This window comes from Flavobacterium sp. KH_035 (assembly GCF_057839565.1).
The window spans coordinates 2,962,223-2,977,078 of record NZ_CM174492.1 but is presented as its reverse complement, the minus strand read 5'-3'; the positions used below and the strand labels follow the sequence as shown (position 1 = coordinate 2,977,078).

Below are 14,856 nucleotides of genomic sequence, written 5' to 3'. Positions count from 1 at the left end.
CAGCCGAACTCAATATAAAGAAAACAAACCCATCATGGACGATAGCAATACAACACCCGAAATCACAAATGAAAATGTAAATTTTGAAACCAGAATAAACTTAACTCCACTTTTAGATCATGTTAGCACGATCAAAAAAGAACTCGAGACTGTAATTGTAGGTCAACACAAGATGATCGATCAGCTTTTGGTTGCTATTTTATCAAATGGACACGTTTTACTCGAAGGGGTTCCGGGAGTTGCAAAAACCATCACTGCCAAGCTTTTATCGAAAACCCTGAACATTGGCTTTAGCCGAATTCAGTTTACGCCTGACTTAATGCCATCGGATATTTTAGGAACTTCGATCTTTAATTTAAAAACATCTGAATTTGAATTTAAAAAAGGCCCTATTTTCTCCAATTTAATCTTAATCGATGAAATAAACCGTGCTCCAGCCAAAACACAGGCCGCGCTTTTTGAAGTAATGGAAGAACGCCAGATTACGATTGACGGATTGGCCTACCAGTTGGAAACTCCATTTTTGGTCATTGCCACTCAAAACCCAATTGAACAGGAAGGAACTTACCGTTTGCCGGAAGCACAATTGGACCGTTTTTTATTCAAAATCACTATTGATTATCCGAAACTAAACGAAGAAATTCTGATTATCCAAAGAGAGCATTTACTACAGGATCATGGAAAACTGGAAGCCATCAAAACCATACTGTCTGCTGCTGAAATAAAAGAGTACCAGGCTTTGGTAAAACAAATCAGAGTTGAGCAAAATCTATTGGAATACATAGCCAGAATAGTAGTCAACACACGTGAAAATGCCTTCCTGTATTTAGGAGCTTCTCCACGTGCCTCAATTGCTATTTTGAATGCTGCCAAAGGTTTCGCTGCAATCCGCGGCCGCGATTTTGTCACTCCTGAAGATATTAAAGAAGCTGCAGTTCCGGTTTTACAACATCGTGTAATCGTAGCTCCCGAACGTGAAATGGAAGGCATTACAAGTTCAGAAATCATCAGGCAAATTATTGAAACGGTCGAAATACCGAGGTAGTTTTTAGTCCCGGTTTTCAGTCACAGTTAGCAGTATACAGTTAAAACTGAGACTGAGACTGAGACTGAGAACTGAGACCGAAAACTGAAAACTGAGTCTGAGAACTGAGTCTGAGAACTGAAACTTGAAACGATAAAAAACTGAAACCTTTTAAAGCGTGAAATTCATCAAAAGCCTTTACCTTAATAACTTTTTCTTCTATATGCTTCTGGGCATTATTGGATTGTTTGTTTGTGCTTTTATTTTCCCAAATTTGTACAACGCAGTTTGGTTTGTCGTTTTAATTTTATTGACTTTTTTGGGGCTCGACGTACTCCTGCTCTATCTTAGCAAAACGGGTATTGAAGCAGAAAGAACTACACCGGAAAAACTTTCGAACGGAGACCTAAATCCTGTTACTATTAGCATCAAAAACCATTATACGTTTAAAATTTCGGTCAAAATTATTGACGAAATTCCGTTTCAGTTTCAGGTACGTGATTTTAAAATTGTAAAGACTGTCAAAGCTTCTGAGCAAAAAGAGATTGGCTATGAATTGCGACCTACAGAACGTGGCGAATACTACTTTGGTTACCTGAACGTTTACGTTTCTTCCCCATTAAGATTAATTTCCCGAAGATTTTCATTCGATAAAGATAAAATGATTCCCACCTATCCGTCTTATATCCAATTAAGAAAATATGATTTACTGGCTTTTTCAAATAATTTATACCAATACGGAATCAAAAAAATCCGCAGAATTGGCCATACCATGGAATTCGAGCAAATTAAAGAATATGTTCAGGGCGACGACCTCAGAACGCTAAACTGGAAAGCCACAGCCAAGAAAAATGCTCTGATGGTCAATCAGTTTCAGGACGAGAAATCGCAATCCGTTTACATGGCAATCGACAAAGGCCGATCCATGCAAATGCCTTTCGACGGACTGAGTTTACTGGATTATGCGATCAATTCGACCTTGGTTTTGTCGAATGTTATTCTGAAAAAACAGGACAAAGCAGGAATTTTTTCATTTTCAAAAAAGGTAGAAAACCGTGTTTTTGCCGAAAAAAGAGCCTCTCAGATGCAAAAAATTCTGGAGACCCTATACAATATCAAAACCGATTTTTTCGAAAGTGACTACAGCCGTTTGTACGTAGACATCAAGAAAAACATCAATCAAAGAAGTTTGATCATTTTATACACTAACTTTGAAACGATGGACGGTTTAAACCGACAGTTGCCTTATTTAAAAGGAATTGCAAAAAGTCATTTATTGGTTGTCGTTTTCTTTAGCAATACAGAGCTCAATGCGATCATCAACAAAAAAACGGATACCATTCAGGAAATTTATGACAAAGTAATCGCTGAAAAATTCATGTTCGAAAAACGTTTAATCGCAAACGAACTCAAAAAATACGGCATACACTCTGTTTTAACACAGCCTGAAAATTTAACTCTGGATGCGATTAATAAGTATTTAGAAATTAAAGCCAGAGGAATTTTGTAGCAATAAGGAATACTTTTCTTTGTGAGAAGTAAAATGCAGAGACTTTTTTTTTGCAAGTATTATTAAAACATCAAGTTCTTTATAAAAATTAAGATTAATCAAAAAATCTTTAAACCTTTGTTACTTTGAACCTTTGTAATTTCTAAAAAAATGAAAAAACTACTTGTACTTGTATTCGTTTTTACAAGCTTTTTGTCTCATGCACAAAAAACAGAAAATATCATTATTATCACTACCGACGGCTTTAGATGGCAGGAAGTTTTTAAAGGAATGGATCCTGCAATTGCCAATGATAAAAAATTCAATCAGGGAGACAGTACTTATATTCACAAGAAATATGCAAGTGCTGACCTGAAAGAAAGCCGAAAAAAAATCATGCCTTTCCTATGGTCTGAAATTGCTACAAAAGGGCAAATTTATGGCAATCGCGACTTAGGCAATAAAGTAGACGTCTCAAATCCGTATTGGTTTAGTTATCCCGGATACAGCGAAATCATGACCGGAAATGTTGATGTTGCTGTCAATTCCAATCATTACAAAGACAATCCGAATGTGAATGTTCTCGAATTTTTAAACCAGCAATCGAAGTTAAAAGGAAGAGTTGCCGCTTTTGGTGCCTGGGATGCATTTGATCGAATTTTAAACGAAAAAAGAAGTGATTTTCCTGTAATTTCTGCTTTTGACAACGTTGGAGGAGATAAGCCTACAGAAACTCAGAAATTGTTGAATGAAATGCGCAACAACTCTTTCAAACCTTTTCATCAGGATGAATGTCTGGATGTTTTTACACATTATCAGGCTTTGAACGAACTTAAAACCAAAAAACCAAAGGTACTTTACATCGCCTACGGAGAAACTGATGAATGGGCACATGCCGGACATTACAGATCGTATCTTGACGCTGCAAACCAAGTAGACAAATGGATTAAGGAAATCTGGAACTTTGTACAAAATGATCCGCAATACAAAAACAAAACTACGATATTAATTACCGTAGATCACGGACGCGGTGATAAAGTAAAAGCACAGTGGACCGATCATGGGGCTGATGTTGAAGGTGCTTCACAAATCTGGTTCGCTGCCATGGGACCTGAAATCGCACCAAAAGGAGAAATAAAAACAGACTCGCAATTGTATCAAAAACAAGTCGCACAAACCATTGCAAAAATCATGGGATATACTTTTGAAACATCACATCCCGTAGCAAACGAAATTTCGGAAGTACTTCAAAAATAAGAAGGTTCTTTTTGCCAAAACCTGAGCGATAGCGAATAGGCGAAGCAATTTCACTCAACACTTTATTTTTTTTTTGCCACGAATTTCACGAATTTTCACTAATTTTTACCAGCTTTAAGCAAAATATGAATTAGTGAAAATTCGTGAAATTCGTGGCAACTTTTTTATATCTTTTTTGCATCTCTGCTCCCTATAAAAAACCCAAGTACCTTTGCTCCTCTGAACCTAAGTACCTTCAAAAAACCTTTGCAACTTTTAAAAAAAATCTCAGTACCTTAGCCCCTCAGAACCTAAGTACCTTCAAAAAAAAATGAAACAAATTACTTCAATACAAAATCCGTTTATAAAATCACTTGTTTTACTACAGGAAAAGGCCAAAGCCCGCAAACAAACCGGAACATTTTTGATTGAAGGCTTACGTGAAATTCAATTGGCAACAAAAGGAGGCTACGAAATAGAAACCGTTTTGTTTTTACCCGAACTGGTTACAGAAAATCAGATTCAAAAATTGGTGAACGGTCCGGTTCAACTCATCGAAATCAATAAAGAAGTCTATCAAAAACTAGCGTATCGCGATACAACCGAAGGGATTCTGGCTGTGGCTAAAACCAAATCGATGCTGTTATCTGATCTGAAATTATCAGACAATCCGTTAATAGTTGTTGCTGAAGCACCGGAAAAACCAGGAAACATTGGCGCGCTTTTGCGAACTGCAGATGCTGCAAATCTAGATGCTGTATTAATTGCAAACCCAAAAAGTGATTTATACAATCCAAATATTGTACGCTCGAGTGTGGGTTGTTTGTTTACCAATCAAATTGCAACAGGAACAACAGCTGAAATCATTGCCTTTCTAAAAGATAAAAAGATTGACTTTTACTGTGCTACCCTTCAAAACTCTACCTCTTATCATACACAGGACTTCACAACCCCAACCGCTTTGGTTGTAGGTACAGAAGCCACTGGCTTAACACAGGATTGGCGAGATGCTGCCACTCAAAATATTATCATCCCCATGCAGGGCGAAATCGACAGCATGAATGTCTCGGTCGCGGCTGCTATTCTAATTTTTGAAGCCAAACGTCAGCGCGGATTTAACTAAACCAAAACATACCGTCATGAACTACAAATTATCACTTTTAGCCTTATTATTTAGCCTTACCCTTTCAGCTCAAATAACCAATCCGGAAGTCGATGAACTGGTCGATCGCACTCTAAAAGCATTTGATGTACCCGGAATTGCAGTCGCTATCGTAAAAGACGGAAAAGTAGTTCTGGCAAAGGGTTACGGAGTAAAATCAATCACAACACAGCAAAAAGTAGATGCTAATACCCTTTTCGGGATTGCGTCTAATAGTAAAGCTTTTACCTCGGGAGCATTGGCGATACTGGTAGATGAAGGCAAAATAAAATGGGACGATAAAGTCGTAAAATACCTTCCGGATTTTAAAATGTACGACGATTATGTAACCCGTGAATTCACGATTCGTGATTTATTAACGCATAGAAGCGGACTCGGACTCGGAGCCGGAGATCTAATGATCTGGCCTGACGGAAGCGATTTTAAAGCAGTCGATATTGTGCATAATTTAAGATACTTAAAGCCCGTTTCCAGTTTTAGAACTAAGTACGATTACGACAACTTACTATACATTGTAGCAGGTGAGATTGTACACGTGGTAAGCGGTAGAACCTGGGCCGAATTTGTTGAAGAGCGCATTATGAAACCTCTGGAAATGAACAATAGTGTAGCTTCAGTAAAGCGTTTAAAAGATACTACAAACGTTATCACTCCTCATGTTCCGGTTGATGGCAAACTCAAAACCATCAAACGTTATGAAAATCAGCTTTTCGATGGAGCAGCCGGAATCTATTCCAGTGTTAATGATTTGAGTAAATGGGCTATTTTGCAAATCAATAATGGAAAATATGGTGATAACAAACAGTTATTTTCAGAAAAAGAACATGATGAAATGTGGCAATTGCAAACTATCATTCCTGCAAAAACAAGACCTCCGTACAACATTCATTTCTCAGGTTATGGTCTGGGATGGTTCCTGAGTGATGTAAAAGGACATAAACAGGTTTCACACACAGGGGGATTAGAAGGAAATGTAACGCAAACTACTTTGATTCCAGAATTAGGCTTAGGTATCATTGTTTTAACCAATCAACAATCAGGAGCCGCTTTTAGCGCGATCACCAATACCATAAAAGACAGTTATCTTGGCATTAAATCTGATGATTATGTAACACTTTACAGCAATCGAATGAAAGCCAGCGAAGCATCAGCCGATAAAGTGACTGATGAAGTTTGGGCGACAATTGCAAAGAATAAAAAAGACAAATTAAAAACTGATTTTACCAATATTGTTGGAACTTATAAAGACAATTGGTTTGGCGAAATTACGATTTCTGAGAAAAAAGGAAAATTGTACTTTGCTTCTAAACGCTCGCCACAATTGGCTGGTGAAGTCTTTTTTTATAAAGATGAAAACTATGTCGTGAAATGGAATAATGCTTTTTTTCATGCTGATGCGCACTTGAATTTCAAATATGATGAAAGCGGAAAAGTGGTGAACTTAAAAATGCTTGCTATCTCCGAATTGACTGATTTTAGTTATGATTTTCAGGATTTGGATTTTTTGAAAGAATAACTTGAGGTTTCAGGTTTCAGGTCGAAAGCTACGTCTAAAAATGGTCTACAAAAACTTGAAACCTGAAACCTGAAACAAAATAATTTCATTCTAAAATCAACCCTCCATTCCCTTGCGTATATTCAAACTTATTCTTATTTTTAGTACTTGAACTATGCCGTTATGATAGAAATAGATATTGAAAAAGAAAATAAAGCAATTGCGCAAGAGTATAAAGAGTTACTTCGAATCAGTTATCAGACTTTAAGCCCAACCGACAAAAAACTTATTCGTAAAGCATTTGATGTTGCTGTTGATGCACACAAAGAACAAAGACGTAAATCTGGTGAGGCGTATATCTTTCATCCTATTGCAGTTGCAAAAATAGTTGCCTCCGAAATTGGTTTGGGAGCTACCTCTATCGCTGCGGCCTTATTGCATGATGTTGTTGAAGATACACCATTGACAGTGGAGGATATCGAACGTTTATTCAATCCGAAAGTAGCCCAATTGGTAGAAGGTTTAACCAAGATTTCATTGGTTCAGAGAGACCTAAATGCTTCTATGCAGGCAGAGAATTTCCGAAAAATGATTCTAACACTGAACGATGACGTTCGTGTTATTCTGATCAAACTGGCCGATCGTTTGCACAATATGCAAACGATGGATTCTATGGCGGAATACAAACAAACTAAAATCGCCTCAGAAACACTTTACATTTACGCTCCTCTTGCCCATCGTCTGGGACTTTACAATATCAAAACCAAACTTGAAGATTTAGGTTTAAAATATACCGAGCCGGCTGTTTACAATGATATCGTAAGCAAGATCAGAGAGACAAAAGAAGAACAGGATGCTTACATCAAAGACATTTCGGATGTTTTAAAAAAATCATTAGACAGTGAGGGCATCGATTATGTAATCAAGGGACGTCCAAAATCTATCTATTCAATTCGCCGTAAAATGCGTGCCCAAAATGTGAGTTTTGACGAAGTATACGACAAATTTGCCTTAAGAATCGTCTATAAATCCGATCAGCATGACGAAAAATTCGTAGCCTGGAAAATCTACTCCATTGTTACCGACCATTACAGACCGAGTCCGAGCCGTTTGCGCGACTGGATCTCCTCTCCAAAATCAACCGGTTATGAAGCTTTGCACATTACCGTGATGGGACCGAAAGGCCGCTGGGTTGAAGTACAGGTTCGAAGCGAACGTATGGATGAAATCGCAGAAAAAGGATATGCCGCACATTACAAATACAAAAACGGCGCAACCGAAGAAAGTGGTTTGGATGTTTGGCTGAATTTACTTCGAGAAGCATTAGAAAATCAGGAAACCAATGCGGTAGATTTTGTAGAAGATTTTAAAATGAATTTATATTCAAAAGAAATCTTCGTATTTACACCAAAAGGAGAAATCAAATCATTGCCAAAAGGTGCCACATCGCTTGATTTTGCTTTTAGTATTCACTCCGAAATTGGAATAAAAACGAGAGGAACCCGGGTTAATGGAAGACTTGTTCCTTTAAATCACGAATTAAAAAGTGGCGATCAGGTAGAAGTGATCACCTCTGCCAATCAAAAACCAACCGTCAACTGGTTAGAATATGTAACCACTTCGCGAGCTAAAAATAAAATCAAAAACGTTCTTAACGAGAACACCAAAAAAATCGCCGAAGAAGGAAAAGAACTGCTTACCAGAAAACTGAAACACCTAAAAATCACTATTAATGAGCAGGTGATTAATGAATTGGTTAACTTTTTCAAACTTAAAACCAGTTTAGATTTATTTTACAGAATGGGTATTGGTGCGATCGAAAATCAGCAATTAAAAGATTACGCAGCACAAAAAAGCAATACGTTTATCAATTTCTTTAAAAATAAAATTAAACGAAACAAAGACAATACTGCTTCCGAAGACATTCACAAACCGGTCATCAGCAGCAACTATGACATGTTGGTTTTTGGAACGGAACATGATAAACTCGATTACAAACTCTCACCATGCTGTAACCCAATTCCGGGAGATGATGTTTTTGGATTCGTAACTATCAACGAAGGGATCAAAGTTCATAAAAAAGACTGCCCTAACGCCATTGGCATGCAATCCAATTATGCATACCGAATTATGAGCGCCAAATGGATTGATTCTTCCCAGGAAGAATTCAAAGCCATTATCAACATAACCGGAATGGATGTTTTAGGACTTACAAATCAATTGACCCGAGTTATTTCGAACAATATGAGCGTAAATATTCAGAGCATTTCGCTAAGTACAGATGCCGGAATTTTTCACGGACAGATTGCTGTTATCGTTCAAAACAACACCATTTTGAAGAAAATGATCAATGCTATTAAGAAAATTGATGGAGTTGATAAAGTAACCCGAGAATACAGAACCTAACTTTTTAACCTATCTATAAGGGTTTTATAACTAAACTTTAAACCCGAAACTTTTATTCATTAAAAATAAAAATTTATCTTTGCCGGATATGACACTCATTTCAACTGACAACACTAGAAATCAAGAAATTGTAAAAAATGTTTTTACAATGTATCTTGAGCAAAAAGGGCATCGCAAAACTCCTGAGCGTTATGCTATACTTCAGGAAATTTACGATAGCGAAGAACATTTTGATATAGAAAACTTATATATCAAAATGAAGAACAAGAACTATCGTGTGAGTAGAGCTACATTGTACAACACAATTGAGCTATTGTTAGACTGCGCTTTGGTTAGAAAACATCAATTTGGGCAAAATCAGGCTTACTACGAAAAATCATATTTTGATAAACAGCATGATCATATTATCATGACGGATTCTGGTGAGGTAATTGAATTTTGTGATCCAAGAATTCAAACCATCAAAAAAACAATCGAAGAAATATTTGATATTGAAATTACAAATCATTCTTTGTATTTCTACGGAAACAAAAAGCAAAAACAATAATTCCGAAAGGCATTATTCAAGAAATATAAAAAAGAAAATTAACTACATTAATCAGTAGGGCAACTCGGATTGCCTCAACGCAAATTAAAAATAGAATGACCGTAGATTTATTACTAGGATTACAATGGGGAGATGAAGGTAAAGGAAAAATTGTTGACGTTCTTACCTCAAATTATGATATTATTGCACGTTTTCAAGGAGGACCAAATGCTGGACACACATTAGAATTTGACGGAATTAAACACGTACTTAGAACCATTCCTTCCGGAATTTTTCATAAAAAATCAGTAAACATCATTGGTAATGGTGTTGTAATAGATCCGGTAGTTTTTCAAAAAGAAATCGAAGGTTTAGAGAAATTTAAACTTGACATTAAAAGCAAACTGATCATTTCAAGAAAAGCACATTTAATTTTACCAACACACCGTTTATTAGATGCCGCATCTGAAGCATCAAAAGGGAAAGCAAAAATTGGCTCTACCCTTAAAGGAATTGGACCAACTTATATGGACAAAACCGGAAGAAACGGATTGCGCGTTGGAGATATCGAATTAGAAGACTTCAAAGATCGTTATAGAGCGCTAGCTGACAAACATGAGGCTATGATTGCTTTTTATGATGTAGCTATTCAATACAACCTTGCTGAACTTGAAAAAGAGTTCTTTGAAGCTATTGAAGAATTAAAAAAATTAGATTTCATTGACAGTGAAGAATACATGTACCAAGCTCAAAAAGCAGGTAAATCAATCTTATGTGAAGGAGCTCAGGGTTCTTTATTAGATGTTGATTTTGGAACTTATCCATTTGTAACTTCATCAAATACTACAGCCGCCGGAGCTTGTACCGGTTTAGGAATTGCCCCTAACAAAATCAAAGAAGTATACGGAATTTTCAAAGCTTACGTTACACGTGTAGGTAGCGGCCCGTTCCCTACTGAACTTTTTGACGAAGTAGGTGCAACAATGGCGAAAGTTGGAAACGAATTTGGATCTGTTACAGGAAGGCAAAGACGTTGTGGATGGCTGGATTTAGTAGCTCTAAAATATGCCGTACAGGTAAACGGAGTGACTCAGTTAATGATGATGAAAGGTGACGTTCTTTCCGGATTTGAAACTTTAAAAGTTTGTACTGAATACAACTACAAAGGGCAAAACATCTCTCACTTTCCTTACAACATCGAGCCGGAAAACGTGACTCCTATTTATAAAGAATTTAAAGGATGGCAAGCTGACTTAACAGGAATGACCTCTTACGATCAATTGCCAATCGAGCTAAAAGAATATATTGAGTTTATTGAAGCGGAAGTTGGAGTGCCAATCAAAATTGTATCGGTTGGACCAGACAGAAAGCAAACGATAACAAAATAACACCTCTAAACGCTCTGATAATCAGAGCGTTTTTTTTATACAAAACATTTCTAATGATGAAAAATCCAAAAATTAAAGTTACCGAAACTCAGTTATTATCAAACAATTGGTACCTACTAAACAAGGTAACTTTTGATTACGAAATGAAAGATGGTAAAATAGAATCTCATATTCGTGAAGTGTATGACCGTGGAAACGGAGCAGCCATTTTACTGTACAATACCTCTAAGAAAACTGTTATTCTAACAAGACAATTTCGCTTGCCAACCTATCTAAACGGAAATAAAACCGGAATGATGATCGAAGTCTGTGCCGGTCTTTTGGACCAAGATCATCCGGAACAAGCTATCATTCGCGAGACTGAAGAAGAAACCGGATATCGCCTGCAAAAAGTAGAGAAAGTTATCGAAACCTATATGTCACCGGGATCTGTAACCGAAATTTTATATCTTTTTATTGGAGCATACGACGAGACAATGAAAGTCAACGACGGTGGCGGATTAGACGCAGAACAAGAAAACATAGAAGTTCTGGAATACACCTTTGATCAAGCCTATTCCATGATTCAATCCGGTGAAATTACAGATGCAAAAACTATTTTATTGTTACAGCATGCCAAAATAAAAGGTTTGATTTAAGATTTTTTGAGTATTTTAGATAAAACTAAAATCTATTAGATGCTCCATTTTAAAACATTATTTTTTCTATTTTTTCCTTTTCTGCTCTTTTCACAAAATGAAAAATGGCCCACCGCAAAACTAAAACAGGATTTATCTACTTTTAAGGAAATTAGAGAAAAAGCCAATTCAGGAGTTTATAAATACCGAACCAAAAAGCAGATCGACAGTATTTATTCGTGGGCGTTTTCAGAATTAAAAAAACCAAAATCGCTACTGGATTTCTACAAAATAGTACTAAAAATCACTGATTTTGAAGGCAGCGTACACAATAATACCACTCTTCCCGATGAATTTCAAAAAAAATATACATCGGGAAAAGTTTTCTTTCCGTATCCCGTAAAACTACTCAGCAATAAAATAATTGTCAATTTTAAGAATTCCGAAATCCCTATTGGATCTCAAATTCATAAAATCAACGGTATTAAAATCGAGAAAATAATTTCTCGATTCTATAAATATTACACCACAGACGGTTATAATATTTCAGGGAAATCAATCGGAATCAGTGCTTCATTTGGAAGATATTTCGAACTGGAATATGGCCCAAAAAATCATTTCCTGGTCGAATATTCACTACCAAGTCAAACTCAAAAACAATCCAAAACAATTACTGCAGTTTCGAACGAAACACGAAAAGATAATTTCAAAAATCGACATTCTCTACCTATTGACAGCCTGTTCTATAGGGAAATTAAAAACAAATACACTTTCAAACTCGCTGCTCCAAATACAGCATTACTTTCTATACCCACTTTTGCAATTGGAAGGAACGCAGAAGACAAAGAACATATCGTCTATAAAAAATATCTCGACAGCTGTTTTCAGCTTCTCACACTGCATCCGGAAATCAAAAATTTAATTGTAGATGTTCGAAGTAATGGCGGCGGAAGCGATCCTAACGACCTTGTCGCTTTTTCTTATCTGACACAAAAACCGTATCGAGAAAATACATCTGCATTTATTAATTTTCAAAAAATCCCCTACCCTCAGTATTTTGTTTATCAAGAAACAGAGTCACAAAAAAAGCTCGAAGAACTCCATGAATTTGAAGCCGAACTTAAAGAAGAATACCCTGAATTGAAAGGACAACACTACCTGCAAGATCCTAAATTCAATCGTTTGTTACAGCCCGATAAAAACAGCTTTAAAGGGCAGATCTATTTATTAATAAGCCCCAGAATAGCATCTGCAGGATCACTCTTTGCTTCTTTAGTCGCAGGCCATACCAACGCTATAATTATTGGTGAAGAAACAATGGGCGGTTATTACGGTCATAACGGACACACACCCGTGGAATACGAACTTCCGAATACAAAGATAAAAACGCAATTTTCGATCGTTAACCTCGAACAGGATGCCCCTAAAAAACCTAATCAACTTTTTGGCAGAGGTGTAATTCCCGATCATGAGGTTAAACAAACTATTGACGATTTTATACAAAATAAGGATACACCATTTGAATATACATTAAAATTAATTGATCAGAAATAAATGAAATTACTAAAGAATAAATTTTTAAGGATAATACTATTCATATTAATACTTATGAACAGTATTGCTTTCTTTCATGCCTATAAGTTTACTCATTTTGCAGAAAATCACTCAGAAAAAACTAAAAGTCCCGAGAAATTATCTCTAATCGATAAAGCAAAAACTCTATTCCTGGGAGTCAATAACCCTAAACCAGAAAACAATAAAGTTCCAACCCAAAAATATCAGATTTTAAACCTTAAAAGCAACAAGGAAATTGAATGCTGGTTTATTAAAAATAAAAAACCTAAAGGAACTGTTATACTTTTTCATGGTTATGGAGGAGAAAAATCCTCAATGATTGAAAGATCAAATGAATTTATCAAATTAGGATTCAATACCGTTCTTGTTGATTTTATGGGAAGTGGAAATTCGGAAGGAAATCAAACTACAATTGGTTATAAGGAGGCTAAACAGGTAAAAACTTGTTTTGACTACATTACCACGACTGGAGAACAAAATATTTATTTATTTGGAACTTCCATGGGAGCTGTTTCAATAATGAAATGCATTAATGATTATAAAATAAATCCCAAAGGTATAATTATCGAATGTCCCTTTGGATCAATGTATAAAACGGTCTGTGCCAGATTTAAAAAGATGAATGCACCCACATTTCCAATGGCAGGTTTATTAGTGTTTTGGGGCGGCTTACAAAATGGCTTTTGGGGATTTAGCCACAATCCGGCAGAATATGCAAAAAACATCTCCTGTCCAGCTTTATTACTTTACGGAGAAAAAGATAAAAGCGTAAGCAGAGAAGAAATAAATGCGATTTATGAAAATTTAAAAGGTCAAAAAAGAATTAATATCTATAAAGCAACCGGACATGAAAATTATCTAATTAAGAATAAAATTCAATGGACAAAAGATGTCACAGGATTTATAAATTCGGTACAGTGAAAAATTGTAAATGAAAATCCAACAAATTATTCAGGTAATTGTATAAACGATTTGGCTGGTAATAAAATAACTTTACTTGTATAAAAAATACAATTATGAGAAAGTTACGATACCCCTCAAGTATTTTACTACTTGTTCTTTCGGTTTTAATAAGTTCTTGTAAAAAGAATGAAACAACCGAAACCAAGGGCAAAGCAAAGCTTAAAAAAACGATCGAACGTACAAAACCGAAATCCGTTTCCTATCATTTTGAAAACACAAAAGAATGGCTTAAAACCAATGCGTCCGACAGCAGCAAACTCCGCATTGCATACGCCATAAATCGAACAGATCGAAAGAATTTTGTCAAAATGGACTCGGTTATTATTCCTGCTGATTTTACAGGTGATTTGGCCTATTATCTCCCATTTCCAACTCATGTCGTCGCTTTAGAAGAAGTTTCGAAAGTGATTCTTTTCTCCTATCCTGCTCAGGCATTTGCTGCTTATGAAAATGGAGAGTTAATATACTCAGGTCCAACCAATATGGGCCGGAAAAAAGATCGCACACCAACAGGATTGTTCTTTACCAACTGGAAGGCCGAGAAAACAACCAGCACCTTTAATGATGAATGGGACTTAAAATGGAATTTTAATATCGAAAATAAATTGGGAGTCGGCTTCCACCAGTATGATCTACCAGGATACCCCGCATCGCATTCTTGTTTGAGATTACAGGAAAACGACGCCAAAGATCTTTACAAATGGGCTGACGAATGGATTTTAAAGGACCGCGAAAATGTAAAAGTAAAAGGAACTCCAGTCATTGTTTTTGGAAGTTATCCTTTTGACACACCAAAACCCTGGTATGCATTAGTAAAAAATCCTAAAGCACTGGATATATCAGAATCAGAAATAAAAACCCAAACCCAGTCCTTTATACAAGAGATCTTAGAAAATCAAAAGCTTAGAGAAGCCGAACCAATTGCTACGCCTTAACTCTATTTTATAAAAAAACAACATCTTTAAAATCAGTCAA

General features: G+C 36.1%; 12 protein-coding genes. All 12 read left to right on the top strand.

All coding sequences use genetic code 11. The features are described 5' to 3' along the window. The first annotated feature begins 34 nt into the window (after positions 1-34). Complete coding sequence (locus AC3IS6_RS12200) at positions 35-1,045, top strand: AAA family ATPase (protein ID WP_489159672.1); 1,011 nt, start codon at positions 35-37, stop codon at positions 1,043-1,045. A 202-nt stretch (positions 1,046-1,247) separates the two neighbouring features. Then, on the top strand, positions 1,248-2,534 hold the full coding sequence (locus AC3IS6_RS12195; RefSeq protein ID WP_489164921.1) for a DUF58 domain-containing protein: 1,287 nt from the start codon (positions 1,248-1,250) through the stop codon (positions 2,532-2,534). A 150-nt stretch (positions 2,535-2,684) separates the two neighbouring features. Continuing rightward, positions 2,685-3,770, top strand: a complete 1,086-nt coding sequence (locus tag AC3IS6_RS12190; RefSeq protein ID WP_489159670.1) for a phosphoglyceromutase — start codon at positions 2,685-2,687, stop codon at positions 3,768-3,770. Positions 3,771-4,080: 310 nt separating this feature from the next. Continuing rightward, entirely contained in the window at positions 4,081-4,872 is a 792-nt protein-coding gene (locus AC3IS6_RS12185; RefSeq protein WP_489159668.1) for a TrmH family RNA methyltransferase, read from the top strand. 16 nt (positions 4,873-4,888) lie between these two features. Next, positions 4,889-6,427, top strand: a complete 1,539-nt coding sequence (locus tag AC3IS6_RS12180) for a serine hydrolase (protein ID WP_489159666.1) — start codon at positions 4,889-4,891, stop codon at positions 6,425-6,427. A 162-nt stretch (positions 6,428-6,589) separates the two neighbouring features. Then, a complete protein-coding gene (locus AC3IS6_RS12175) occupies positions 6,590-8,812 on the top strand; it encodes a RelA/SpoT family protein (RefSeq protein WP_489159664.1) in 2,223 nt (740 codons plus the stop codon). Between the two features lie 88 nt (positions 8,813-8,900). Further along, positions 8,901-9,359 (top strand): Fur family transcriptional regulator, encoded by a 459-nt coding sequence (locus AC3IS6_RS12170; protein WP_029268726.1) that lies wholly within the window; start codon positions 8,901-8,903, stop codon positions 9,357-9,359. A gap of 95 nt (positions 9,360-9,454) precedes the next feature. Then, positions 9,455-10,726: an adenylosuccinate synthase gene (locus tag AC3IS6_RS12165; RefSeq protein ID WP_489159661.1), complete on the top strand. Its 1,272-nt coding sequence runs from the start codon at positions 9,455-9,457 to the stop codon at positions 10,724-10,726. 56 nt (positions 10,727-10,782) lie between these two features. Beyond that, positions 10,783-11,364, top strand: coding sequence for an NUDIX domain-containing protein (locus AC3IS6_RS12160; protein WP_489164920.1), 582 nt, complete (start codon positions 10,783-10,785; stop codon positions 11,362-11,364). A 39-nt stretch (positions 11,365-11,403) separates the two neighbouring features. After that, entirely contained in the window at positions 11,404-12,897 is a 1,494-nt protein-coding gene (locus AC3IS6_RS12155) for a S41 family peptidase (protein ID WP_489159659.1), read from the top strand. Between the two features lie 54 nt (positions 12,898-12,951). Beyond that, on the top strand, positions 12,952-13,839 hold the full coding sequence (locus AC3IS6_RS12150) for an alpha/beta hydrolase (RefSeq protein ID WP_489159657.1): 888 nt from the start codon (positions 12,952-12,954) through the stop codon (positions 13,837-13,839). Positions 13,840-13,934: 95 nt separating this feature from the next. After that, on the top strand, positions 13,935-14,816 hold the full coding sequence (locus AC3IS6_RS12145) for a L,D-transpeptidase (protein ID WP_489159655.1): 882 nt from the start codon (positions 13,935-13,937) through the stop codon (positions 14,814-14,816). Positions 14,817-14,856: the final 40 nt, after the last annotated feature.